The sequence below is a fragment of the Streptomyces cupreus genome (assembly GCF_014257025.1).
Lineage (GTDB): Bacteria > Actinomycetota > Actinomycetes > Streptomycetales > Streptomycetaceae > Streptomyces > Streptomyces cupreus.
Genome location: NZ_JACMSF010000025.1, coordinates 1 through 23,549, shown reverse-complemented (window position 1 = coordinate 23,549; position 23,549 = coordinate 1). Strand labels below are relative to the sequence as shown.

At 69.6% G+C, this 23,549-nt stretch carries 19 protein-coding genes and 6 pseudogenes; 5 read left to right on the top strand and 20 right to left on the bottom strand.

Annotated elements, in window-relative coordinates; genetic code table 11:
• Nucleotides 1-653: 653 nt before the first annotated feature.
• Nucleotides 654-1,457, top strand: a pseudogene (locus H4N64_RS45310) (IS110 family RNA-guided transposase); the annotation flags it as partial.
• Here the strand turns inward: H4N64_RS45310 and H4N64_RS45305 are convergent.
• From H4N64_RS45305 to gap, 18 genes and pseudogenes are all read right to left on the bottom strand, one after another.
• Nucleotides 1,398-1,625, bottom strand: a complete 228-nt coding sequence (locus tag H4N64_RS45305; RefSeq protein WP_260859886.1) for a hypothetical protein — start codon at nt 1,623-1,625, stop codon at nt 1,398-1,400. The pseudogene H4N64_RS45310 and the gene H4N64_RS45305 overlap by 60 nt on opposite strands.
• A gap of 252 nt (nt 1,626-1,877) precedes the next feature.
• Nucleotides 1,878-2,829, bottom strand: a pseudogene (locus H4N64_RS22745) (4-(cytidine 5'-diphospho)-2-C-methyl-D-erythritol kinase).
• Nucleotides 2,826-3,146: a ferredoxin gene (gene fdxA, locus H4N64_RS22740; protein ID WP_186284262.1), complete on the bottom strand. Its 321-nt coding sequence runs from the start codon at nt 3,144-3,146 to the stop codon at nt 2,826-2,828. Before fdxA ends, H4N64_RS22745 begins: the two are co-directional and overlap by 4 nt.
• A gap of 51 nt (nt 3,147-3,197) precedes the next feature.
• Nucleotides 3,198-4,140: pseudogene (locus tag H4N64_RS22735) on the bottom strand (2-oxoacid:ferredoxin oxidoreductase subunit beta).
• Nucleotides 4,130-6,021: pseudogene (locus H4N64_RS22730) on the bottom strand (2-oxoacid:acceptor oxidoreductase subunit alpha). The pseudogenes H4N64_RS22735 and H4N64_RS22730 overlap by 11 nt, the downstream one beginning before the upstream one ends.
• Complete coding sequence (gene ispG, locus H4N64_RS22725) at nt 6,018-7,145, bottom strand: flavodoxin-dependent (E)-4-hydroxy-3-methylbut-2-enyl-diphosphate synthase (RefSeq protein WP_186284261.1); 1,128 nt, start codon at nt 7,143-7,145, stop codon at nt 6,018-6,020. Before ispG ends, H4N64_RS22730 begins: the two are co-directional and overlap by 4 nt.
• A 171-nt stretch (nt 7,146-7,316) precedes the next feature.
• Nucleotides 7,317-7,748: a transketolase C-terminal domain-containing protein gene (locus H4N64_RS45300; protein WP_272491814.1), complete on the bottom strand. Its 432-nt coding sequence runs from the start codon at nt 7,746-7,748 to the stop codon at nt 7,317-7,319.
• 119 nt (nt 7,749-7,867) lie between these two features.
• Nucleotides 7,868-8,194, bottom strand: a pseudogene (locus H4N64_RS22715) (4-hydroxy-3-methylbut-2-enyl diphosphate reductase); the annotation flags it as partial.
• The gene (gene ptlI / locus H4N64_RS22710) at nt 8,191-9,585 is read right to left on the bottom strand and encodes a pentalenene oxygenase (protein ID WP_186284260.1); all 1,395 of its coding nucleotides are present in this window, start codon (nt 9,583-9,585) and stop codon (nt 8,191-8,193) included. The pseudogene H4N64_RS22715 and the gene ptlI, both read right to left, overlap by 4 nt.
• Nucleotides 9,586-9,637: 52 nt before the next feature.
• Nucleotides 9,638-10,651 (bottom strand): pentalenene synthase, encoded by a 1,014-nt coding sequence (ptlA, locus tag H4N64_RS22705; RefSeq protein ID WP_186284259.1) that lies wholly within the window; start codon nt 10,649-10,651, stop codon nt 9,638-9,640.
• Between the two features lie 101 nt (nt 10,652-10,752).
• Nucleotides 10,753-11,766 (bottom strand): polyprenyl synthetase family protein, encoded by a 1,014-nt coding sequence (locus H4N64_RS22700; RefSeq protein ID WP_186284258.1) that lies wholly within the window; start codon nt 11,764-11,766, stop codon nt 10,753-10,755.
• Nucleotides 11,763-12,662 carry a neopentalenolactone/pentalenolactone F synthase gene (gene ptlD, locus H4N64_RS22695; RefSeq protein WP_186284257.1) on the bottom strand — a complete coding sequence of 300 codons (900 nt, stop codon included), beginning with the start codon at nt 12,660-12,662 and terminating at the stop codon, nt 11,763-11,765. Before ptlD ends, H4N64_RS22700 begins: the two co-directional genes overlap by 4 nt.
• Nucleotides 12,663-12,697: 35 nt before the next feature.
• Entirely contained in the window at nt 12,698-14,512 is a 1,815-nt protein-coding gene (gene ptlE, locus H4N64_RS22690) for a neopentalenolactone/pentalenolactone D synthase (RefSeq protein ID WP_336246769.1), read from the bottom strand.
• Complete coding sequence (gene ptlF, locus H4N64_RS22685) at nt 14,470-15,270, bottom strand: 1-deoxy-11-beta-hydroxypentalenate dehydrogenase (RefSeq protein WP_336246767.1); 801 nt, start codon at nt 15,268-15,270, stop codon at nt 14,470-14,472. Before ptlF ends, ptlE begins: the two co-directional genes overlap by 43 nt.
• Nucleotides 15,271-15,396: 126 nt before the next feature.
• Nucleotides 15,397-16,851 (bottom strand): MFS transporter, encoded by a 1,455-nt coding sequence (locus H4N64_RS22680; protein WP_186284255.1) that lies wholly within the window; start codon nt 16,849-16,851, stop codon nt 15,397-15,399.
• A gap of 57 nt (nt 16,852-16,908) precedes the next feature.
• Nucleotides 16,909-17,760 (bottom strand): 1-deoxypentalenic acid 11-beta-hydroxylase, encoded by an 852-nt coding sequence (gene ptlH / locus H4N64_RS22675; protein ID WP_186284254.1) that lies wholly within the window; start codon nt 17,758-17,760, stop codon nt 16,909-16,911.
• A 134-nt stretch (nt 17,761-17,894) separates the two neighbouring features.
• Entirely contained in the window at nt 17,895-19,091 is a 1,197-nt protein-coding gene (gene penM, locus H4N64_RS22670) for a pentalenolactone synthase (RefSeq protein WP_186284253.1), read from the bottom strand.
• A 116-nt stretch (nt 19,092-19,207) separates the two neighbouring features.
• On the bottom strand, nt 19,208-20,212 hold the full coding sequence (gene gap / locus H4N64_RS22665; protein WP_186284252.1) for a type I glyceraldehyde-3-phosphate dehydrogenase: 1,005 nt from the start codon (nt 20,210-20,212) through the stop codon (nt 19,208-19,210).
• Between the two features lie 138 nt (nt 20,213-20,350).
• On the opposite strand from gap, the gene H4N64_RS22660 reads away from it, so the two are divergent.
• Nucleotides 20,351-20,812, top strand: coding sequence for a MarR family winged helix-turn-helix transcriptional regulator (locus H4N64_RS22660; RefSeq protein WP_336246765.1), 462 nt, complete (start codon nt 20,351-20,353; stop codon nt 20,810-20,812).
• A gap of 67 nt (nt 20,813-20,879) precedes the next feature.
• Entirely contained in the window at nt 20,880-21,260 is a 381-nt protein-coding gene (locus H4N64_RS22655) for a hypothetical protein (protein ID WP_260859884.1), read from the top strand.
• A 394-nt stretch (nt 21,261-21,654) separates the two neighbouring features.
• On the opposite strand, the gene H4N64_RS22650 is transcribed toward H4N64_RS22655, so the two are convergent.
• Complete coding sequence (locus H4N64_RS22650; RefSeq protein WP_336246763.1) at nt 21,655-22,389, bottom strand: transposase; 735 nt, start codon at nt 22,387-22,389, stop codon at nt 21,655-21,657.
• On the opposite strand from H4N64_RS22650, the gene H4N64_RS22645 reads away from it, so the two are divergent.
• Both H4N64_RS22645 and H4N64_RS22640 read left to right on the top strand, forming a co-directional pair.
• Nucleotides 22,384-22,554, top strand: a complete 171-nt coding sequence (locus tag H4N64_RS22645) for a hypothetical protein (protein WP_186284331.1) — start codon at nt 22,384-22,386, stop codon at nt 22,552-22,554. The genes H4N64_RS22650 and H4N64_RS22645 overlap by 6 nt on opposite strands.
• Before the next feature lie 173 nt (nt 22,555-22,727).
• Nucleotides 22,728-22,871 (top strand): annotated as a pseudogene (locus tag H4N64_RS22640) (ATP-binding protein); the annotation flags it as partial.
• A gap of 49 nt (nt 22,872-22,920) precedes the next feature.
• Here the strand turns inward: H4N64_RS22640 and H4N64_RS22635 are convergent.
• Complete coding sequence (locus H4N64_RS22635) at nt 22,921-23,448, bottom strand: DinB family protein (protein WP_186284250.1); 528 nt, start codon at nt 23,446-23,448, stop codon at nt 22,921-22,923.
• Nucleotides 23,449-23,549 lie beyond the last annotated feature (101 nt).

The window sequence follows — 23,549 nt, the reverse complement described above, 5'->3', positions numbered from 1 at the left end:
GCCCCCCTTTGAGCCTTTGTGTGGGTCGGTACGCTCACTAAAACGCAGCAACCCCGTCGGCAGGTTCCACGCAGTCGATAATCCCCCAACGTATTTTCATGCAGGGCTCAGACACAGTTGCCGTATCTCTCCTCGTGACGCCTTGCCAGGCGTGAAAATTGTGTCGGCGGCTGTCCGTTGACGTCGGCAGAAACTTGGGGGAGCGATCCCGCGACACAGTCTGACGCCGGAGCCGGCCTGAGGGGCCATGCACTGTTGCCTTCCAGTACGCCGTTCAGCTTTCCGACGTCCCCTCCCGCTCCCGGGCAGCCGCGACCCTGGCTTGTCCGTGCGAGGTAGCGAGGTGAGGACGGTGCCGGAGCCGGAGGAACTCGGCAGGGCCGAGGACCTGGTGGAACGGGTCGCGGCAATCGACGTCGCGAAGGCGTCGGGATTGGTGTGTATGCGCCTGCCCTACGAGAGTCGTGCCGGGCGGCGGGTGCAGGAGGTGTGGAACGTCCCGGCGACCACTGCGGCGATCCTGGAACTGGGCGACCGCCTGGTGTGCCAGGGCGTCGCGCGGGTGGTGATGGAGGCGACCGGCTCGTACTGGAAACGTACTTCTTCCTCCTGGAGGCCCGCGGCTGGAGTGTTGGCTGGTCAACGCGCGCGACGTGAAGAACGTCCCGGGCCGACCCAAGACGGACAAGCTGGACGCGGTCTGGCTGGCCAAGCTGACCGAACGCGGCATGCTCAGGCCGTCGTTCGTGCCGCCGAAGCCGGTGCGGCAACTGCGCGACATGACCCGGCTGCGGACGGTTCTCAACCAGGAACGCGCCCGGCACAAGCAGCGCGTCGAGAAGGTCCTGGAGGACGCCCAGATCAAGCTGACCAGCGTAGTCACCGACCTGTCCGGGGTCTCGGGCCGGTCCATGCTCACCGCTCTCATCGCCGGTGAGCGCGACCCGCGCGCCCTGGCCGACCTTGCCCGCGGCAACCTGGTCCGCAAGAAGGCCGCCCTCACCGACGCCCTGACCGGGCAGTTCGAGGACCATCACGGCTTCCTCTGCCAGACGTTACTGGACAGCGTCGACCATCTCACCGCGCAGATCGCCCGGCTTACCGAACAGATCACCGGCGCTGTCCGTGACCTGCCCGGCCCGGAGGAAGCCTCACGCCCTGGACCATCGCTGGTCGAGCGCCTCGACCAGATCCCGGGCGTCGGCGTCACGATCGCTCACGTCCTGCTGGCCGAACTCGGCCCGGACATGGGCGTGTTCCCCACCGCCGACCACCTCGCCAGCTGGGCCAAGCTCACCCCGCTCACAACCCAGTCCGGCGCCAAGCGGGGCGCCAGCCCCACCGGCCGGGGCAACCCGTGGCTCAAGGGTGCCCTCGGCGAGGCAGCCACCGCCGCTTCACGCACCGACACCTTCCTCGGCGCCCGCTACAGACGCATCGTCAAACGCCGCGGCCGCAAGAAGGCCCTGGTCGCCGTCGCCCGCTCGATCCTCGTCATCGCCTGGCACCTGATCAACGACCCAGACACGGACTACCGAGACCTCGGTTCCGACTTCCACCAGCGCCTGATCGATCCCATCCGCCGCACCCGCGACCTGGTCCGCCAGCTCAAGGCCCTCGGCCACGACGTCACCCTCCACCCGCCGGCTGACGAGCGTCTGCTCACCTCAAGCTCTGGCCAACGAACGCATCAGCATGCCCGTGACCTGAGGAATTTTCCGTTCAGCTTCTCAAGGCGTTCGCGGCGGGAGCGGTTTCCGCGGCCTGAGCTCTACGCCTCGCATCGAACGCCGAGGGGCCGGTCTCGGATCTCTCCGGTACCAGCCCCTCGGCATTCCCGCCGGACCGCTCCGCTACGGCCCTCGACAGCCCTCGGTTCAGTCCGGGACCGCCGTACAGCCGCCCGCCTGGCCGGCCGTGACGAGGACGTCGCGGTAGCGGCCGGTCGCGGACAGGGCGGTGGCCAGTGTCGCCGCCGCGCATGCCGACTCCGTGAGGAAGGCGCAGGTCGGCCCCGAGTCCGAGACCAGGCCGGCCAGGGCGCCGTGCTCCGGTCCCAGCCGCAGGGTGTCCGCCAGCTCCGGGCGCAGGGACAGGGCAGCTTCCTGGAGGTCGTTGGCGTCCTTGACGGCCGCAGCGAGCAGGGCGGCGTCGCCGCTGTCCAGCGCGTCGGTCACCGCCGCCACCCGCTCCGGCGCGGGCCGCTCGCAGTCGGCGGGCCGCGTCCGCCTCAGCCGGTCGTACTCCTGGAAGACCGCCGGGGTGGCCAGCCCGTGCGGGGACACCGCGAAGACCCAGTGGAACGCCCCGGCGCCGGAGGTCTCCAGCGGGGTGAGGAGTTCACCGCGTCCGGTGCCCAGCGCGACCCCGCCGTACAGCGGAAAGCCGACGTCGCTGCCCAGTTCGGCGGCCAGGAGGCGCAGTTCCTCCCGGGAGAGGCCGAGGCCCCACAGCGCGTCGCAGCCCGCCAGCGCGGCCGCCGCGTCGGCGCTGCCTCCGGCCATGCCGCCGGCGACGGGGATGCGTTTGTCGATGTGGACGGCGACGGCCGGTTCGACCCCGGCGGCGCGGGCGATCAGGCGGACCGCCCGCGCCGCCAGATTGCCGTCGCCGGCGGGGATGTCGGCGGCGCCGGGGCCCCGGACGGTGACGGTGAGCCATGGTGCGGGGGCGATCCGCACCCACGTCGTGGAGGCCGACTGCCAGGAAGACGGTGGTGAGTTCGTGGTGTCCGTCCGGGCGGCGGGGGCCCACCGACAGCGTCAGGTTGACCTTGCCCGGCGCACGGACGGTGACCCGCGCCCGGCGATCCACTCCGACCTGGCTCATGCCGCGCGGACCGGCTGTCCGGCGACGAGCGGGTGGTCGCGCTCAACCGGGCCGAGGCCACCGGCGCCGCCGGGCGAGCCGAGGTCGTCGAAGAACTCGACGTTCGCCTTGTGGTAATCCTTCCACTCCACGGGCACGTCGTCCTCGTAGAAGATCGCCTCGACGGGGCAGACCGGTTCGCAGGCGCCGCAGTCGACGCATTCGTCCGGGTGGATGTACAGGGCCCGCCGGCCCTCATAGATGCAGTCGACGGGGCATTCCTCGATGCAGGCCTTGTCCTTGACGTCCACACAGGGCTGGGCGATGACGTAGGTCACGGGTGCTTCCTTTTGTTCGTGTCGCTGTCGGTGTGCGGTTCCCGTCGGGGCTCAAGCCCCGACTGTGCAGGTGTCGTTGCCGGCCAGCAGCGCGGCCAGGTCGCCCCGGCCCCGCTCAGCGACGGCTGCTCCAACTGGTCGTCCATCAGCCGGTCGTACGCAGGGCGCTGCACGTCGCGCAGGACGCCGATCGGGGTGGGGCGGCTGAGCCGGGAGAGAGCGAAGGCGGCGGTGGGGTCCGGGTCCTCGGCGTCGTGGACGATCTCGTCGGCGTCCGGGGAGAGCCGGTAGGGCTTGCCGTGTTCCAGGCGCAGCAGGGCGTCGTCGGGGGTGGCGGGGTCCTTGAGGGCGTCGAAGGCGCCGTCGTTGAAGATGTTGCAGTTCTGGTAGATCTAGACCAGGGCAGTGCCGGGGTGGGGTGGGCGACGGCCTGGCGCAGGACGTCCGTCAGGTGCCTGCGGTCGGAGTCGAGGGTGCGGGCGACGAAGGACGCCTCCGCGCCGATGGCCAGCGACAGCGGGCGGAACGGCTCGTCGAGGGCGCCCATCGGCGTCGACTTGGTGACCTTGCCCTGCTCGCTGGTGGGCGAGTACTGGCCCTTGGTCAGCCCGTAGATCTGGTTGTTGAACAGCAGGATCTTGAGGTTGATGTTGCGGCGCAGGGCGTGGATGAGGTGGTTGCCGCGGATCGACAGGGCGTCGCCGTCGCCGGTGACGACCCACACCGACAGGTCGGGGCGGGCGCAGGCCAGGCCGGTGGCGATGGCGGGGGCGCGGCCGTGGAAGGAGTGCATGCCGTAGGTGTTCATGTCGTACGGGAAGCGGGAGGAGCGGCCGATGCCCGAGACGAAGACGATGTTCTCGCGCGCGATGCCCAGGTGTGGCATGAAGCCCTGTACGGTGGCGAGGATCGCGTAGTCGCCGCAGCCGGGGCACCAGCGCACCTCCTGGTCGGACTTGAAGTCCTTCGTGGTGAGCGTGAGGTCAGTGGACACCGGTGGCCTCCGTGCCTTCTTCGTCTTGTGTGTCTTCTGCGTTCTCCTTGATCACGGCGGCCAGCTGCGCGGCCTTGAACGGTATGCCGGAGACCTGGGTGTGGGAGCACACGTCCACCAGGAACCGCGCACGCAGCAGCAGGGCGAGCTGGCCGAGGTTCATCTCCGGGACCAGGACCCGGCCGTAACGGCGCAGCAGCGTACCGAGGTTGGCGGGGAAGGGGTTGAGGTGATGCAGATGCGCGGTGGCGACCCGGCCGCCGGCGGCGCGCACCTCGCGCACGGCCGCGGTGATCGGTCCGTACGTCGAGCCCCAGCCCAGCACCAGCAGCCGGGCGTCGCCGTCGCCGGTGACGACCCACACCGACAGGTCGGGGACGTCGATGCCGTCGATCTTGGCCTGCCGGGTGCGGACCATGACGTCGTGGTTGGCGGGGTCGTAGGAGATGTTGCCCGTGCCGTCCTGTTTCTCGATGCCGCCGAGGCGGTGTTCCAGGCCCGGCGTGCCCGGGATCGCCCAGGGAGGGGCCAGGGTCCGGGGGTCGCGCAGGTACGGCCAGAAGGAGCCGTCGGGGCGGTTCGGGGTGGTGGCGAACTCCACGCGCAGATCGGGTAGTTCGGCCACGTCGGGGATGCGCCAGGGCTCGGAGCCGTTGGCCAGGTAGCCGTCGGAGAGCAGGAACACCGGGGTGCGGTAGGTCAGCGCGATCCGGGCCGCCTCCAGGGCCGCGTCGAAGCAGTCGGCCGGGATGTGCGGGGCGAGCACCGGGACCGGGGCCTCGCCGTTGCGGCCGTACATCGCCTGGAGGAGATCCGCCGGCTCGGTCTTGGTCGGCAGGCCTGTGGACGGTCCGCCGCGCTGGATGTCGACGACCAGGAGCGGGAGTTCGAGGGAGACGGCGACGCCGATGGTCTCCGACTTGAGGGCCACGCCGGGGCCGGAGGTGGTGGTCACCGCCGGCGATCCGCTGAAGGCGGCGCCGAGGGCCGCGCCGATCCCGGCGATCTCGTCCTCGGCCTGGAAGGTGCGCACACCGAAGTTCTTGTGCCGCGACAGCTCGTGCAGGATGTCGCTGGCCGGGGTGATCGGGTACGAGCCCAGGAACAGCGGCAGTTGTGCGCGGTCGGCGGCGGTCACCAGGCCCAGGGCGAGGGCCAGGTTGCCGGAGATGTTGCGGTGGCGGCCCGGGGTGAAGGCGCGCTGCGCCGGGGCGACTTCGTAGGAGACGGCGAAGGACTCGGTGGTCTCGCCGTAGTTCCAGCCCGCCCGGAAGGCGGTCACATTGGCCTCGGCCAGCTCCGGCTTCCTGGCGAACTTGGTGCGCAGGAACTTCTCGGTGCCCTCGGTGGGCCGGTGGTACATCCACGACAGCAGGCCAAGGGCGAACATGTTCTTCGCCCGCTCCGCGTCCTTGTGGGTGAGCCCCGAGTCCTTCAGCGCCTCCACGGTCAGCGTGGTCAGCGCCACCGGATGCACCCGGTACGCCACCGGCGTGCCGTCCTGCAGCGGGCTGGTGGCCCAGCCCGCCTTCGCCAGGGCGCGCCGGGTGAACTCGTCGGTGTTGACGATGATCTCGGCGCCGCGCGGCAGATCGGCCAGGTTGGCCCGGAGCGCGGCTGGGTTCATCGCGACCAGGATGTCCGGGGCGTCGCCGGGGGTGAGGATGTCGTGGTCGGCGAAGTGCAGCTGGAACGACGAGACACCGGGGAGGGTGCCTGCGGGGGCGCGGATCTCGGCGGGGAAGTTCGGCAGCGTCGACAGGTCGTTGCCGAAGCCGGCCGGCTGGGCCGTGAGCCGGTCAGCTGCATGCCGTCGCCGGAGTCACCGGCGAAGTGGATCACGACCCGGTCGAGCTGTTTGACGGTGGGCGGTGTGCTCACTCGCCCACCGCCTTGGCGCGGTCCTGCTCGGCGAGCTTGAACGCCTCCTCGATCAGCGTCTCGACGATCTTCGACTCGGGGACGGTCCTGACGACCTTGCCCTTGACGAAGATCTGCCCCTTGCCGTTGCCGGAGGCGACCCCGAGGTCCGCGTCGCGCGCCTCGCCGGGGCCGTTGACGACGCATCCCATGACCGCGACGCGCAGGGGGATGTCCATGCCTTCAAGTCCTGCCGTGACCTCTTCGGCCAGCTTGTAGACGTCGACCTGGGCGCGCCCGCAGGACGGGCACGACACGATCTCCAGGCCGCGCTGCTTGAGGTTGAGGGACTCCAGGATCTGGAGGCCGACCTTGACCTCCTCGGCGGGCGGCGCGGACAGGGAGACGCGGATGGTGTCGCCGATGCCCTGGGACAGCAGCGCGCCGAACGCGACCGCCGACTTGATGGTGCCCTGGAAGGCGGGGCCCGCCTCCGTGACCCCGAGGTGCAGGGGGTAGTCGCACTGAGCCGCGAGCTGCTTGTACGCCTCGACCATGACGACGGGGTCGTTGTGCTTGACGGAGATCTTGATGTCCGGGAAGTCGTGCTCCTCGAAGAGGGACGCCTCCCACAGCGCGCTCTCGACCAGCGCCTCCGGGGTGGCCCTGCCGTACTTCTCCAGCAGACGGCGGTCCAGGGAGCCCGCGTTGACGCCGATCCGGATCGGGGTGCCGTGGTCCTTGGCGGCCCGCGCGATCTCCTTGACCTTGTCGTCGAACTGCTTGATATTGCCCGGGTTGACGCGTACGGCCGCACAGCCCGCCTCGATCGCGGCGAACACGTACTTCGGCTGGAAGTGGATGTCCGCGATCACTGGGATCTGCGACTTGCGGGCGATGGTCGCGAGGGCGTCGGCGTCGTCCTGGGTAGGGCAGGCGACGCGGACGATCTGGCAGCCGGATGCGGTGAGTTCGGCGATCTGCTGGAGGGTGGCGCCGATGTCGGACGTGCGGGTCGTGGTCATGGACTGGACCGAGACCGGGGCGTCGCCGCCCACGGGTACGGTCCCTACGTGAATCTGACGGCTGGTACGTCGTCGGGCCAGCCTCGGCGGCACCGTCGGCACTCCGAGAGCGACAGACATGGCAGTTCCCCAAGAGGGTCGGCCGGTCCGGGCGGACCGGGTGGTGGCTGATGACCGTGTGCCGTTGAGGGGTGTGGAAACGCTGGACACCTGGAGACAGGGCGCGGCGGCGGGCGGTCGGCGGGATCTCACCGTGCGGGTGGGTGCCGACCGCCCGTCGGGTGCCCGGTGTCAGCCGACGGCGAGGGAGTCGGTGGCTCCCCGCCGGGCCTGCCATCCGGAGGGCAGGGATTCCAGCAGCGCGTGGGTGAGACGGCGGGGGGTGAGACCGCTGGCCTCCAGGACGTCGGAGCGTGAGCCGTGGTCGAGGAAGTGCTGGGGGATGCCGAAGACACGGACCGGCAGGGCCGCTCCGGCGTCGCTCAGTGCCTGGGCGATGTGCGCCCCGACTCCGCCGACGCGGCCGTTGTCCTCGACCGTGGCGACCAGCCGATGTTCGAGGGCGAGCCCCACGAGTTCGGGCGTGACCGGCTTGACCCAGCGGGGGTCCACGACGGTGACGCCGAGGCCCTGCGCGGCCAGTCGGCCGGCGACCTCCAGGCAGGTGGCGGCCATCGCTCCGACGGAGACCAGGAGGAGGTCGGGCCGCTCGCCGCGGTGCAGGACGTCGATCCCCGCGAAGGTGTCGACGGCCGGGATGTCGTCGCCGCCGGCGCCTTTGGGGAAGCGCAGGGCGGTCGGGCCGTCGTCGCAGGCTATGGCCTCCCGCAGGGTGGTGGCGTCGCTTCCTGGTGCACCTTGGAGACCAGCGGGCAGGTGGCGTCGATGACTTCGAGCCGCCGGCCCGCGGCGGCGGACCGCACTCCGGGCGAGACGCCGTGCGCGGAGAAGACGCAGACCGCGCCCTGCGGGACCTCGTCCTCGCTGTCGACGAAGACCGCCCCGCGTTTCTCCAGCTCCGAGACGATGTAGTGGTTGTGCACGATCTCCTTGCGCACATACACCGGCGGGCCGTGCAGGTCCAGCGCCCGCTCGACGATGCCGATGGCGCGCCGTACGCCCGCGCAGAAGCCGCGCGGCTGGGCCAGGACGACGTTCCCCGCGCTCATGCCGGGTCACCTCCGGCCGGTGCGGGGACGGCGGACGTCATCCGGCGCGGGGTGCGCGCGTCCAGCCTCAGGCGCAGCCGGCGCGGGTGGTAGACGGTGGCCAGCGGGACCGGGCGGACGTCCATGCCGGGCTCGCAGGTCACCCGCCAGCGGCCGAGGATGGTGGCCAGCCCCAGGGTGGCCTCGGTGCGCGCGTACAGGTCGCCGATGCACTTGCGGGCGCCGGTGCCGAACGGCACGTAAGCGTGGCGGGAGGCTGGCGCGACGCGGTCCGGGAGCCAGCGGTCGGGGTCGAACTTGGTGGGGTTGTCGAATGCCTCCTCGTACTGGGCGACCGCGGCGGGGCTGAAGACGACGGTCGAGCCCGCCGGCAGCCGGCGGCCCGCGAGTTCGGTCTCCGAGGCGGTGAGGCGAGTGAACAGCCAGGCCGGCGGGTGCAGGCGCAGCGTCTCGGAGATGATCCGGTCGGCCAGGGAGAGGTGCGGCAGGTCGTCCCACTGCGGGGCGCGGCCGTCGAGGACGGTGTCGATCTCGTCGTAGAGCGCGGCCTCGATCTCCGGGTGCTGGGAGAGCAGGTAGAAGACCCAGGTGAGGGTGCCGGCGACGGTCTCGGTGCCGGCCGCCATGACGGTGATGACCTGGTCGTGGATCTCCGTGTCGCCCAGCCGGCCGCCGTCCTCGTCGCGGGAGGCGATCAGGGCGGCGAGCAGGTCGTCGCGCTCGGTGTCGGAGCTGCGGTAGTCGTCGATCAGCCGCTGGGTGGTCTGGTGCAGGAAGGCCAGGTTGCTCCGGTAGCGGCGCTGGGAGGGCAGAGGCAGCCGGCGGATCGAGGCCGGCAGGAACATCTGCCGGAACAGGCCGTTGAGCACGACGTCGAAGGAACGTTCCACCTGCGCCGCCAGTTCGGGGCTGACGGGGGTGGAGTACAGGGTGCGGCCGACCGTGCGCAGGGCCATGCCGTACATCTCCTGGAAGGCGTCGACGACCATGCCGTCGTGCCAGCGCGACGCCGTGGCCTCGATCTCCGCGTGCATGGCCTCGGCGTACCGCTTGAGCTGGGAGCGGGTGAACGCAGACTGCATCAGCCGCCGCTGGCGGCGGTGGTCGGCGAACGGGCAGGTGACCAGGCCGTTGCCGGCGATGTCCCGGGCCCGGTCGTAGAAGACGCCGCCCTTGTCGAAGATGCGGTCGTTGGTCAGCACATGCCGCAGCAGTTCGGGGTGGGTCGGGACGTAGGCCGTGGTGGGGCCGATCCTGATCTCGACCAGGTCCCCGTGGGCCGACAGCGAGGTCATGAAGTTCACGGGGTGACGCATCATCTGGAGGGCGTGTCCCACGACGGGCAGCCCCCCGGGCGCCGCTCCCGCCGAGAAGGTGGTCTGGTCAGACATTCGGTTCTCAACTTCCCGTCTTTGCTGGTCTGTTGACAGCTGTACGGCGCTGCTAGTGGGCGGTGCTGCCGAGCTCCTCCAGATAGCCCTGGGCGCCGGCGGCGAGCGCGAACTCGGCGTCGTAGCGGCCCGAGGAGCGGTGCCAGTCGTAGGAACCGCGGATCACGGTGCGCACGGCGTCGTTGCGGTAGCGCTCCAGGGCCTCGCGCTCGGCCGCGTCCAGTCGGTAGATCTCGCCGACCTTCGGCAGGCAGGACTCCAGCAGCAGGTACTGCTCCAGCCGGGCACGCACCTCGCCCTGGATGTGGCCGATGCTGCGGCTCTTGGTCCAGCCGTGCTCGCGGCGCAGGATCATGACCATGTTGTTCTGCTCGCCGCGGGCTTCCTCCTTCTCAAGCGAGGCGATGTCGTTGAGCAGCAGGTTGACGTCGACGGCGATCTGGAGCATCGCGGAGAGCACCGCGCTGTCGAAGACCCGGTGCGGCACCTCGAAGCGGCCCGCGCGCTCAGCGAGGTCCACCGTCGGCTGCACGCCGATGGTGTGCCGCCGCAGGGCGAGGTACTGAGCGGCGGAGTCGTACGGCTTGTTCCAGAACCGGCTCTCCGCCTCGTCGACATATCCGTTGAAGTAGTTGCGCCAGTGCCGGGCGCTGCGCGCGCACCAGGCCGGTGTCATGCCCTCGCAGGTGCGCCGCCAGATGTCGGCGAACCCGTGCGCGATCGGGGGCGCCGAGGCGGACAGCGGTCCGTCCAGCGCGGCCGCCACTGCGTCGGTAAGGCTCTTGGCCTCCTCGGGGTCCTCGCCGCGGGGCCCGTCGAAGAGGTCGTCGAAGAGGAAGAACCACGACATCAGGTCGACGCCCAGGTCCAGATCCGCGCCGGTGGCGTGCGGATAGAAGCGGGAGGCCAGATCGGCGTAGCCGCCGCGCAAATGACGCTCGGCCGCCGCCTCGGACCTGATCAGCCCGAGCGAGCGCGGCCAGGCCAGCTGCTCGGCCTCGGCGCGAGCGTGGTCCGGGCTCTGCCGGCCCGGCAGGGGTATGTAGAAGTCGACATCCTGGGGCATGGGGGAATCCTTGACGTGGGTGGGGGTGGGAGCCGAACGGGTAGCGCTCTGATGAGGGGGAGGAAGGGGATACGGGTACGGGGATCAGGTCCGGTCCGGTCTCACACCTCGCGGTCGACGACGAACCGTCCGAGCGCGAGGAGTTCGTCCCGCGCACCGGCGTCCAGCTCGACGCCGCGCAGCGCGTCCTCGGCCTGTGCCATCCGCCGGGCGGCCTCGGCCAGCGCCCAGTCCCGGCCGCCGGCACCCGCGATCAGGTCGGCCACGCGCCGCAGTTCCTCCTCGTCGGGTTCGCCGGGGGTGGTGAGCCAGGTGGCCAGCTCCACGCTGAGCGGGCCGTCCTGGTTGAGTGCGTGACTGACCGGCAGGGACTTCTTGCGGGAACGCAGATCGGAGTGGACCGGCTTGCCGGTGACGGCCGGATCACCCCAGATACCGAGAACGTCGTCGACGAGCTGGAAGGACAGGCCCACCTGGTCGCCGTAGAGCGCCAGCGCGTCCACCGTCGCCTCCGGCGCCCCGGCGAGGACGGCGCCGATCGCGGCGCTCGCCGACAGCAGCGCGCCGGTCTTGCCGGCGGCCATGTCGACGCAGTCCTCGACCGTGACGTGCGAGCGCTGTTCGAAGGACAGGTCCTGGACCTGGCCTCGGATCAGATGCCGGGTGGTGCGGGCCAGCAGCCGGGCCGCGGGCGCCGCCGTCGGCAGCCCGGAGTCCAGCAGCACCTCCTGGGCGAGCGCCAGCAACGCGTCACCGGTCAGGATCGCGCTGGAGGCGCCCCACAGCTTCCACACCGTGCGCCGGTGACGGCGCTCCTCGTCCCCGTCCATCAGATCGTCGTGGATCAGGGAGAAGTTGTGCACGAGCTCCACGGCGACGGCGCCGGGCAGGGCGACCTCCGGCGATGCGCCGACCGCCTCGGCCGACAGCAGCGCCAGCGCCGGACGTACGGCCTTGCCCGCGTCGGCGCTGGTGGGCGCGCCGCCGGCGGTGATCCAGCCGAAGTGGTAAGCCGCCTGGTGACGTGAGCGGTGATCGAGCCGGTCGACGGCGGCACGCAGCGCCGGAGTGATCGCGACCCGACTGTGGCTCAGGCAGGCGGGAGCGGTGCTCATGCGGCGACCTCCGCGCGCCAGGGCTCGGTCGGGTCGTCGAAGATGCTGACGACCTGGCGCATGATGCGCCTCTCGGCCGGGTCGAAGGCCTGTTTGGCGTGCACGGTGCCGAGCTGGTCCCACATGACGATGTCCCCGGGCTGCCAGGTGTGGGCGTAGGTGTACTGGGGCTTGCCCGCGTGCGACAGCAGTTCGTCGAGCAGCTTGCGGCTCTCGTCGGGGGCGAGGTCCACGATCCGTTTGGTGTTCAGGGTGCTGACGTAGACCGACTGGCGGCCGGTGCGCGGATTGCGGGCGATCAGCGGGTGGATGGTGGAGGTGCCGTCCTCGGGCTGGATCGGCTCGGTGCTCTCGCCGAGGGACACCTCGCCCTGGAGCTCCTCCTCGATGGTCTCCTCGTACCCGGTGCGCAGAGCGTGGCGGACCCGGTAGGAGTGCAGACGCCTACGCTCCTCGGGCGACAGCGACTCGTACAGCGCGTACATGTCGGTGAAGAGGGTCTCCCCGCCGCCGGAGAGCGGCACTTCCACGGCCTCCAGGAAACCGACCTGGGAGACGCGGGGGCGGAAGGAGTAGTCGGTGTGCCAGCCCATCCACTCGGCGTCGCCGACGCCGATCTTGCGGCCGTTCTCCACCAGGTTGGAGACGATCAGGATCTCGTTGTGCTCGGGGTGGGCGCCGCTGGTCAGACCGGTCTTCGGGATGTGTCCGAAGCGGCGGCCGAAGGCCAGGAACTCCTCGTAGGAGGGGGTCTTGTGGCCGCGGAAGACGAGGACGAGATGCGTGTCGAGCGCCGCCCAGATCTCCTCGAACTGGGTCTTGTCCATGTCGCCGGTGACCTGGGCGCCGTGCACGACTGCGCCGAGAGCGGCGCCGGGTATCGGCGTTACGTCCATGGGGGTTGACGCCTTTCGCAGAGGGGTGGGGGTGGTCAGCGCAGTTCGAGACCGGCGAGATCGCCCGCCTCGCGCCAGCGCCTGAGAATGTTCACGAACTCCACCGAGCCGCCGCCGTAACTGGAATTGAGCGCGGGCAGTTCGCCGGGGTTTCCCTCGTTGTTGTAGAGGCCGGGCGTGCAGTTCTCCAGGAAGTCGAGGTCGTTGGAGGCGAGCCGCAGGATCTCCTCGCACCATTCCTTCTCGCCCGCCTCCGAGGCCTCCACGACCTGATGGCCGCGCTTCTCGACGCACTTGACGATGTGCGCGAGGTGCCGGGTCTGCTCGCCCAGCATGTAGGCGATGTTGACGTGCCGACCGGCCTGGACCTTGGACAGGATGAAGCAGTTGGGGAAGCCGTTCACCTGAAGTCCATGGAAAGTACGGGCCCCTTGTGCCCATTTCTCCGACAGTTTTATGCCGCCCCGGCCCACGATGTCGTAGCCGGCGCGGTCGGTGTACGGGACGGAGAATTCGTGCTCGAATCCGGTGGCGAAGATGAGGCAGTCGACCGGGTATTCCCGGCCGTTCGCGACCACCCCGGCCGGGGTGAGCCGCTCCACGCCCTGCCCCTGGGTGTCCACCAGGGTCACATTGGGCCGGTTGAAGGTGTGCAGATAGCCGTCGTGGAAGCAGGGACGCTTGCAGTACACGCGGTAGTACGGCTTCAGCGCGGCGGCGGTCGCGGGGTCGGTCACGACGCTGTCGATGCGGGCGCGCAGTTCCTCCATCTTGAGGAAGTCCGCCCGCTCGGCAGCCAGCGCCCGCTCCTTCGGGTCGCCCCCGGTGTCGCCGGTGGGCAGGATCGCGGCGGCCAGTTTGGCCGTGGTCTGGGTCCAGCGGTCCTGGACCAGGTCCTCGTCCTGCGGGATACCGGAGGTCAGGGCGTGGAAGTTCTCCATACGGCGCTGCTGCCAGCCCGGTTCCAGGCTCGCCGCCCAGTCGGGCGGGGTGGGCCGGTTGCCGCGCACGTCGACCGTGGCCGGGGTGCGCTGGAAGAGGTAGAGCTCCTCGGACCACTCGGCGAGGTGCGGGGCGAGTTGGATGGTGGTCGAGCCGGTGCCGATGACGCCGACCTTCTTGTCCCGCAACTTGGTCAGGCCGCCGGTGCTGTCGCCGCCGGTGTAGTCGAAGTCCCAGCGGCTGGCGTGGAAGGAGTGCCCGGCGAACGTCTCCAGGCCCGGTAGCCCGGGGAGTTTGGGGCGGTGCATCAGACCGATCGACATGGCCACGTACCGAGCCCGGATCAGATCCCCGCGGTCGGTGCTCACCAGCCACTTCCCGGCGGCCTCGTCCCAGCGCAGCTCGGTGACGGACGTCTGGAAGAGGGCGTCGCGGTAGAGGTCGTACGTGCGGGCGATCGCCTGGAGGTGCGCGAAGATCTCAGGCCCGGTCGCGTACTTCTCGGTGGGCACCGTGCCGATCTCTTCGAGCAGCGGCATGTAGATGTAGCTCTCGACGTCGCACCGGACGCCGGGGAAGCGGTTCCAGTACCAGGTCCCGCCGACGTCACCGGCGGCGTCGATCAGCCGGATGCGGTCCAGACCGGTCTCCTGGCGCAGATGGGCGCCGGTCAGCAGGCCGCCGATACCGGCGCCGACCACCGCGACGTCCACCTCGTCGGTGAGCGGCTCGCGCTCCTGCCGCTCGGTGCAGGGGTCCTGTGCGTAGCGGCTGAAGTCACCGCGCGCGAACTGGTAGGTGCGGCCGACGTTGCGCTTGTCGCGTTCCTGCCGGTATTTCTCCCTCACCGCTTCCAGGTCGATGGTTAATGTTTCGTCGCTACGGTCGTCGCTTTCGGTGCGGGCCACAATTCCTCCTCGGGGGAAGGGGGCGGAAGGGAAACATGACGCCGTACGTCGTCGAACTGGTCGCGCAGCCGCAGCGCGGCGTCGGAGTTGCTGAACAGGTAGAAGCGGTCGGTCCCGAGGGCCTCCCACACGAGTCCGGCGACCTCCTCGGCGCTCACCGTGGTGTCACCGCCCGCGCCGCGCGGGGCCTGAAGGCCCTGGACCATGGGCGTGTCGACCCGGCCGGGACACAACACCGACACCCGGACCGGGGTGCCTTGCAGGTCCGCGCGCAGACTGCGGGCGACCGCCAGGTCGGCATGCTTGGAGGCGGCGTAGGCGGCGCTGCCCGCGCCGACGACGAAGGCGGACATCGAGGCCGTATGGATCAGATGGGCGGGACGGCCGCTGTCGATCAGCCGGGGGACGAAGGCGCGGGCCACCAGGACGTGCGCCCAGTGGTTCACATCGAAGACCCGCCGCATCTCCTCCAGCGGCACCGTCCACAACGGCTGTCCGACCGGCCCGAGGACCCCGGCGTTGTTGCACACCACATCGACATCGCCGAACCGGTCGAACGCCATGTCTGCGAGCCGTTCGACCGCATCCGGGTCGGTCAGGTCGGCCGTCACCGCCGTGATCTCCCCGCCCTGTGCGGCGAGTTCGGCGGCCCGGCGGTGCACCCCGTCGCCCTCGACGTCCGTCATGACCACACCGACGCCGGCCCGCGCGAAGCGGGCGCTCAGGGCGAGGCCGATGCCACTGGCCGCGCCGGTCACCACAGCTGTTCTTGGTCGTAACTGCACCTGGTTGTCTCCGCTTCTGCTGCGGGCACGCCGAAGGAAGGCGCGCCGTTGCCAAGGAGAAGGTCTGGATCAGATCGCGCCGTTCGAGGGGCGCGGGTGTCAGTTGGGGTCGGGGAGCTTCAGGCTGATCACGAGAACGGTCACCGAGAAACACCCCAACAGGGCGAGAACGAGCACGGCCGCCGACGCCGTCGACAGCGAGCCGGCCAGAGAGACATAGAGGGTTCCGCCGACGGTCGCGCCCAGCGCGGTCGCCATCTGCTGGCTGGTCACCAGCACACCGCTGCCCATGCCGGCCTGCGCGGGCGGTACGTCGGCGAGGATCATCCGGAACAGCGTCGGACCGGTCAGCGCCGCGCCCACGCCGTAGAAGCCGATCCCGACGAGCACGAGCGCCAGGGAGGGATGCGGCCAGCCCAGCCAGATCACCAACGCGAGCAGCAGCAGGCCCGCGCTCTGGACGAGGGCGCCCAGGGTGACGATCCGGCCGCCCAGGGCCGCCGCGATCCTCGGGGTGAACAGCGTCACCGCGAAGAACGCCACGGCGAATGGCGCCAGCCCTCCGCCGGATTCGAGCCCGTCGAAGCCGAAGTGCCCCTGCGCGATCAGCGCGTAGACGAACAGGAAGGCGCCGAAGCCGGCCGAGAACGGCACCATCGCCGCCAGCCCCCTGCGCATCCCCTGATGGGACAGCACCGACGGGGACAGCAGGGGTGAGCCGCCCCGCGCCTCCAGCCCGCGTTCGGCCCGTACCAGCGCCAGCGCCCCCACCGCGGCGACCGCGAGCAGCGACCACAGCCACAGCGGCCAGTCCAGGTCGGGGCCCGCCACGACCACGGCCAGGACACAGACCATGGTGACACCGAACAGCAAGGTGCCCCGCGGGTCGAAGCCCGGCTTCGCGTCGGCCCTGGTCGCGGGGACGCGCCGGACGGCCAGCAGCGCGGCCACTCCGATCGGCACATTGATCGCGAAGACCGACCGCCAGCCGATCCCGGCGATGTCCAGCGAGACCAGCAGCCCGCCCAGGATCTGCCCGATGACCATGCCGAGAGCCGCGGTCGCGCCGTACAGGCCGATCGCCCGGGCGCGCGCCTGGCCCACGGTGGCCGCCTGGATCGTCGCCAGCACCTGCGGTACGAGCATGGCGGCGGCCGCACCCTGCAACAGGCGTGCCACAACGAGGAACTCGATGGTCGGGGCGAGTCCGCACAGCGCCGAGGTGGCGGTGAACGCCGCGAGCCCGTAGGCGTACAGGCGCCGTCTGCCGTAGGCGTCGCCCAGCCGTCCGCCCAGCACCAGGCCGAGGGCGTAGGTGAGGCCGTAGCCGGACACCACCAGTTCCAGCGCGGCGGGGCCGCCGTGGAGGTCGTCACTGATCGAGGCCAGCGCCACATTGACGATGGAGGCGTCCACGATGGACAGGGCGTATCCGATGAGCACCACCACGAGGGCGATGCCGCTGAGCCCCTCGACGGCCGGTTCCGTACCGGCCGAGGGCTCCGGGGTCGCGTTGGGCTCCTTGAGAGGGGGGAGGCCCTCGCGTTTCGTCATGCGCTGCCTACCCGGGCGTTTGTGGGGGACGGTTGGGGCGGATGCGGGGTGCCAACATCACTCGGTGGTGGTGGGGGTGCCGGTGATCTTGGACAGGATTCCCTTGGAGGCGTCCTTCGCGGACTCCGGCCAGGGGGTCAGGGAGTTGAACCCGCGGGGCGAGGAGGCGGGCTGGATGCGGGTGTCCATCGACATCCGCATGCCGGCCGGGTTCGCCGAGACGTTGGGGATGGACCTGTGGCACATGAAGGCGTGGAAGATGATCACGTCGCCCGGTTCCATGGGCGAGAACAGCAGCTGCTCGTCCACGCCGAACTCCTCCGGCGGGATACCGCGCACGGCGTGGCCGAAGCGGCGGAAGTTCGGGGTGACGACGTGCTCGCGCGGGCCCTTCTTGTGGCTGCCGTCGGCGACGGCGACGCCGCCTATGCCGCGGGTCGTCGGGAGCAACGGCATCCAGGCGGTGCGGAAATCCTTGTTCGGGCCGATGTAGAAGCCGTCCTGGTGGAGCGGCGTCAGGAAGCTCGGCTCCGCGGAGCCCGCGGCGGAGGGGTAATAGCGGATCGTCGTCGACTTGAAGACGAAGACGGGCTCGCCGAAGACCTTCTCCCAGACCTTGAGGGTCGAGGGGTGGTTCCACAGGTCGTCGTACTTGACGTAGTCGTGCATCGCCACTTCGTCGACCGCCTCGAAGGACTCGATGGTGAGGGTGTCGAGCGTGGTGCCGGGGGCGGCGTGGCCGAGTGCGATCAGGCCCTCGAGCATCTGCTCGGCGGCGGTCCGCACGAGTTCACGGTCCAGAACGCCGCACAGATAGAGGTAGCCGTGCTCGTCGTAGAACCGGTCGAGGGCCTCACGGTCGTCGAGAAGGGGCGTGCAGTCGACGTAGTCACTGAAAGTGTCCGTCATGGTTCCTTGTCCTCGTGACTGTGCGTGGGGGAAGGAGCGTCAAGCATCCGGGCGGGCCGACGGCTTCGATCTTGCGGTATGTGCCACCTATGACCATGAATGGTGGACGGCTGTGTTTCGCTCATGCAATGCCACTAGAACGTAACGGGGATTTCATCGAATCCGCCGGTGATCCGGTGCTCCTGCCAGCGCAGCGACTCCTCGGGTACCGCGAGCCGCAGGTTTGGCAGTCTGCGGAACAGCCGCTCGAACACCGCGGTCAGCTCGATCCGGGCCAGCACGCGGCCAATGCAGTGCCGGGTGCCGTGCCCGAACGCCATATGCGACTTGGGCTTGTCCCGGGTCAGGTCGAGCACGTCGCTGGCGGGGAACGCCCGGTCGTCGATGTTGGCCGCGCCGATGGCCAGCATCACCGCGTCCCCGGTCCGGATCACTGTCTCGCCGACGGTGATGTCGCTGTGCGCGTAGCGGGGTATCAGCGCGTTGGATCCCTTGCCGCCGACGGCCAGGCGCAGGATCTCCTCGACCGCGGCCGGCGCGAGTTCGGGATTCTCGGCCAGCAGGGCACGCTGGGCCGGGTTGCGCAGCAGCAGCAGGGTGCCCATGTCGATGCGCACAATGGTGGTCTCGTAGCCGAACAACAGCACCGCGCAACCCAATTGGGCGATGTACTCAGTGGACAGTGTGCCGTCTTTCTCGGCGATCAGCTCGGACAGGATGTCGTCGCCCGGCTCGGTTCGCTTGCGCACCACCAGTTCCGTTATGTAGTCGACAACCTGTTGAAAGGTGTTCACCGAGTGCCGGCTGTCGCTCTGGTCGAATGTGCCTCTCGCCCACTGCCCGATCCGCTCCCGGTCGGCCAACGGCACGCCGAGCAGATCGCAGACCACCATGGTCGGCAACGGAAACGACAGCGCGCGGTGCAGGTCGGCCGGCGCAGTGCTGGCGGCCAACTGGTCGAGCAGCTTGTCCACGTGGTGCTCGATCCGGGTCTTCATCAGGCGCATCCGGCGCGTGGAGAACCGGGGCACAAGCAGCTCGCGCATCTGCGGATGCTCGGTGGCCTCGGTGCCGTAGTCGTCCCCGGCCATCAGCGCCATCATGGTGCTTCTGGCCGTGCTCTTGACCGCCCGCACCGGCTTGGGATCGCTGAGACCGAGTCGGCGGTCGGAGAGGAGTGCCTTCACTTCGTCGTAGCGGGTGACCAGCCAGGCATCCTCACCGGCGGTCCGCACCCTGGTGATCGGCCCCTCCTGCTGCAGTGCGCGCATCTTGGGCGCGATGCCGAGTATGGATGGGTTATCGAACGGTAACGTCGGAAGTTCCTTCATTTGGTCTGTCCTCGCGGCGTCGTGCAGGGGATTCGTCGGGCATCCGGGCACACCGACGGCATCGGTGGCGTCGGGTGCACTGCGCGCCGTGGTACGGACGCCGGGTCGGCGAGAAACTACAGAGACGACCCGATGAGCAGTGCCAGGTCGATAAGGCGGTTTGAGTAGCCCCACTCGTTGTCGTACCAGCCGACGACCTTGACCTGCGGGCCGGACACCCGGGTGAGCCCGGCGTCGAAGACACAGGAGGCCGGGTCGCCCACGATGTCGGTGCTGACCAGCGGCGCGTCCATGTAGGACAGCAAACCCTTGTACGGTCCCGAGGCCGCCGCCGCGTACGCCTCCTTCACCTCGTCCACGGTGGTGCCCCGACGGGTGATGACCGTGAGATCGGTGACCGAGCCGGTCGGAACGGGCACCCGCAGGGCGAACGCGTCCAGTCGGCCGGCGAGTTCCGGCAGGACGAGGCCGATGGCCTTGGCGGCGCCGCTGGAGGTGGGCACGATGTTCAGGCCCGCGGCCCGGGCCCGGCGCAGGTCCTTGTGCGGGGCGTCCTGGAGGTTCTGGTCCTGCGTGTAGGCGTGGACCGTGGTCATCATGCCGCAGTCGATGCCGACGGCGTCGTGCAGCACCTTGGCCAGCACGGCGAGACAGTTGGTGGTGCAGGAGGCATTGGAGATGATGGTGTGGCGCTCAGGGTCGTAGGCGCCGTCGTTGACACCGAGGACAACCGTGATGTCCTCGCCGCTGGCCGGAGCGGCGATGATGACCTTCTTCGCTCCGCCTTCGACGTGTGAGCGCGCCTTCTCGGCACTCGTGAAGATGCCGGTGGACTCGATCACGATGTCCACTCCCAGGTCGCCCCAGCGCAGGGCGCCGGGGTCGCGCTCGGCGAGGACCTTGAGCGTCCGCTCACCCACACGGATCGCGCCCGGCTCGGCGGTGATCTCCTCGGGGAAGCGCCCCAGGATCGAGTCATAAGCGAGCAGGTGGGCCATCGTGGGCACGTCGCCCAGGTCGTTGACGGCGACGATCTCCAGCTCCGAAGTCCGCGCGGCCGCCGCACGGAAGACGTTGCGACCGATGCGCCCGAAGCCGTTGATGCCGATTCGCACAGTCATTGGCGTGTTCCTCACCTAGCGCTCTACAAGTCCACTGACGCGCCGTTGCGCCGCGGTGCAATGCAAACCGTGCGCCTGGACGAGGCTCCGGCACGCGATCGATCAGGAGCTTATATAAGGCTGCGATACATTTCCAGGGTGACTTCTACTCAGCGTGCTGACAGCAACACCGACTTGGATGTCGGTGACCTCACCAGAGCGATCGAGAACTTCAACCGCTACTACATCCGGCTTCCCGCGGTGCAGAAGCTGTCGTTCACGACGCTGTCCGTGCTGGACACGCTGGCCGTCAGCGGTCCGAAGCGGCTGACCGAACTCGTCACAACCGAGCAGATCAGCCAGCCAGGGCTCACTCAGCTGGTCACCCGGCTCGAGCGCGACGGTCTCGTGGAACGCCGCCCCGACCCGACGGATGGACGCGCCGTCCTCGTCCACATCACCGACAACGGCCGAAAGATCGGCCAGGCCCGGCACGAGGACCGGGGCCGTCACCTGATCCCGCTGATCGCCCAGCTGACGCCCGCGGAGCGACAGGCGATCGCCGCGGCTCTGCCTGTCCTGACCCGCCTGGCGGAACTCGGGGCCGAAGCCGGACGGTAGGGCCTATCCATTTCCTCGAACGTGTCGGCCGCGCCCACGGACCGACGACGAGGGACTACGCGGCCCCATGCGCCGGACGCCACGCCGCCACGGTCAAGCGCGGCATGTGCGCGGCCCTACCGAGGGGGAGTGGTGGATTCTGCAGCTCGAGCACGACTCCGAGACAGCCCTGCGCCGCGCCGAACTGGTGCAGGCTCTGACCGACCCGCGCCATGGTCTGCCGCTGGAGCTGTGCGGTCACCGCGACCTTACGCCCGGAGGGAGCCTCGGCCTGGTTCTCTTGAAGTCTCCGGATCGCACCGCCGCTCTCCAACTGCGCTACGACCGGATCGACTACCCGATCAGGGAAGACCGGGCCGAGATGCTCGCGGCGGTCCGTCGGCGCATCAGCACTTTGACGGGCGAGGCCTCGTTGCCGTCAATGCCCGGCTGTTCGGCCACCGGCTGAGCCAGGGCACGAAGGTGCTGGAGCCTTCGTCAAGGCCCCTTCACCCGAAGGGATTGTGGCCATACGGCGATCACCCATGCCCCGCGCGTTTACCGTACCGTTCTTGGACTGCGCCTGCTCAGGGGAGGGCGGCGGGCGGACCGGGGAGAGGACTGCGAACGGATGCCCGCCGATCTGCCCCAGCGCTGGCCCCCGCATGGCCTCTGTGTCGTCTCCGAGGCGCGGAATGGCGCCATGGGCGCCCTTCCTGCACCTGGAATGGGACGAACGCAGCGTGCCGAGCTGCGCATCTCCGCGGACGCCTCCCCCATCACTGTCGGCGTACGACCTAAGCTGGCCCTGGGCAAGGTTTCCGTGACGCAGGGGTGTGCCCCCGTGCGCCGGTGACGCTCCGTCACGGGAAGCGGCGTCGGAGCAGGGCCATGAGGATGACGCGGTGGCGGAGCAACGGGACCCCAGCGCGTCCGGCCATGATCCGTTTCTGGAGCTTCAGGTCGGTGATGCGGCCTTCGTTGACGCCGGAGTTGAACGGGGTGGTGATGCCCTGCACGACCGCGGGCTGGTCCTCGCGGATGGCCTTGGCCAGGCTGGCCAGAGCCGGGAGACGGGAGGTCGCAAGTTGCTCGAGCCAGTCCGCCAGCGGGGCGGCGTCGCGGGCGTCGAGCATGGCGGCGAACTGACGTACCAGGCCGTGGGTTCGGTCCAATTCCCGGCAGTGCGCGCGTACGCATTCCTGCCAGGTAGCGGCTCGGGCGTATTTGCGCACGGTGCGCCGGTTCAGGCCCAACTGGTGGGCTGCGGCGTTGATTGAGCAGCCGGTGTCGGTCACCGCGTGCACCGCCTCGAAGAGGTTCTTCGCGTGGCGGCGGGCAGGAGTATCAGCCTGGTCGGGCGGCGCCGCTGGACTCGGCGGCAGGGCCGGTTCGGGCTCGGGCACCGCGGCAGTCAGACAGCCGCGATGGGCGGCGGCGACATCCCCAACCCGCTTCGACAAGCCCTGCCACAGGTGGAACCGGTCGCTGACCTGCACCGCGTTGGGAGCGCCCTCGGTGATGCCCTGCCGGTAAACCAGCGAGCCGGGGCCGAGCAGGTCGTGGCCGCGGTCCCTGGTGGAGGGTGGCGGATGCACTGGAACGATGAGGGTCCGGGAGGAGCGCCGCTGACAGAACAGGTGCTGGCCTGGCTCATCACGTCGCAGGGCCGGGCGACTGCCATCACGGTCGACGTCCACGGGCATGTCGAGGATGCGGATGGCGCCGACGCCTTCATCCCGCCGGGCGAGGAGCCTGCGTAACAACTGGAGCCGGGTCAGGCCACGTCGGTTTCTCGCTCAATGGCCTGAACGGTCAAGGCGGCACCTTCAAAACCAGGGTGCTACCGCGAGAACCAACGACGACCTCAGGGGCAGGAAACGGCCAGGTGGCAGCAGCAACTCTTGTGAGGGAACAAGTGCCAGCCCCAGATGAATGGACGAAGACGTTCACCGACCCCCGGCTCTGCGCGGCCATCGTCGACCGGCTCACCTTCAACGGCGCCATCATCCAGACCGGCACCGAGTCCTACCGGCTCGCCCACACCAAGGCCCTGGCCGAGCAGGCCGCCGCCGGCTGAGAGCGGGAGCCGGGTGCTTGCGCGGTACTTCCGACCGCGCAAGCACGTCTCATGCGCCGGTGACTCCGTCGATCTGCTCGCGGATGAGATCGGCATGACCATTGTGACGTGCGTATTCCTCGATCATGTGCACCATGATCCAGCGCAAGGAGACCCCCTGATCGCCGACGTGACCCGCTTCCTGTTCAGACAGGCGGCCGGAGTCCTCCAGCGATGCGTCAGCGATCAGCTCACGGCCTCGGACGACCTCTGCTTGCCAGGCAGCCATCGCCTCGTCGATTCCTCGTTCCGGCCGGAGCCCAAAACCGTCGAGGTTGCTCTCCCCGAAGACCGGTGACACATCCTGACCTGCGAATACACGCTGGAACCAGTTGCGCTCCACTTCAGCCAGGTGTTGGACGAGACCGAGCAGCGTCATCGAGGACGGTGACGCTGCGGCAAGCCGTAATTGATCATCTTTGAGGCCCGAACACTTCAGGGCGAGAGTCGCACGGTGAAAGTCCAGCCATGCCTCCAGCATGGCGCGCTCGTCAGCATGCGCAGGGGGGATGGGCCGTCCATCCGGTGTCGTATTCATCGGCACATCATGGCAGTAACGGCATGGGCCCACAGCCGTCTTCGCTGGCGACGAACACGCGTCTCGCCCGTCTCCCAGGCGAGCCAGTGACATCAAAACTT

What these genes read in the sequence shown, in the direction of transcription:
- H4N64_RS22680 (WP_186284255.1), bottom strand. Translation starts at nt 16,851, where the DNA reads ATGACGAAACGCGAGGGCCTCCCCCCTCTCAAGGAGCCCAACGCGACC.
- H4N64_RS22635 (WP_186284250.1), bottom strand. Translation starts at nt 23,448, where the DNA reads ATGAATACGACACCGGATGGACGGCCCATCCCCCCTGCGCATGCTGAC.
- ptlD (WP_186284257.1), bottom strand. Translation starts at nt 12,662, where the DNA reads ATGGACGTAACGCCGATACCCGGCGCCGCTCTCGGCGCAGTCGTGCAC.
- ptlI (WP_186284260.1), bottom strand. Translation starts at nt 9,585, where the DNA reads ATGTCTGACCAGACCACCTTCTCGGCGGGAGCGGCGCCCGGGGGGCTG.
- gap (WP_186284252.1), bottom strand. Translation starts at nt 20,212, where the DNA reads ATGACTGTGCGAATCGGCATCAACGGCTTCGGGCGCATCGGTCGCAAC.
- H4N64_RS22700 (WP_186284258.1), bottom strand. Translation starts at nt 11,766, where the DNA reads ATGAGCACCGCTCCCGCCTGCCTGAGCCACAGTCGGGTCGCGATCACT.
- ptlH (WP_186284254.1), bottom strand. Translation starts at nt 17,760, where the DNA reads ATGACGGACACTTTCAGTGACTACGTCGACTGCACGCCCCTTCTCGAC.
- ptlA (WP_186284259.1), bottom strand. Translation starts at nt 10,651, where the DNA reads ATGCCCCAGGATGTCGACTTCTACATACCCCTGCCGGGCCGGCAGAGC.
- H4N64_RS22655 (WP_260859884.1), top strand. Translation starts at nt 20,880, where the DNA reads ATGCGCCGGACGCCACGCCGCCACGGTCAAGCGCGGCATGTGCGCGGC.
- H4N64_RS22645 (WP_186284331.1), top strand. Translation starts at nt 22,384, where the DNA reads ATGCACTGGAACGATGAGGGTCCGGGAGGAGCGCCGCTGACAGAACAG.
- ispG (WP_186284261.1), bottom strand. Translation starts at nt 7,145, where the DNA reads ATGTCTGTCGCTCTCGGAGTGCCGACGGTGCCGCCGAGGCTGGCCCGA.
- penM (WP_186284253.1), bottom strand. Translation starts at nt 19,091, where the DNA reads ATGAAGGAACTTCCGACGTTACCGTTCGATAACCCATCCATACTCGGC.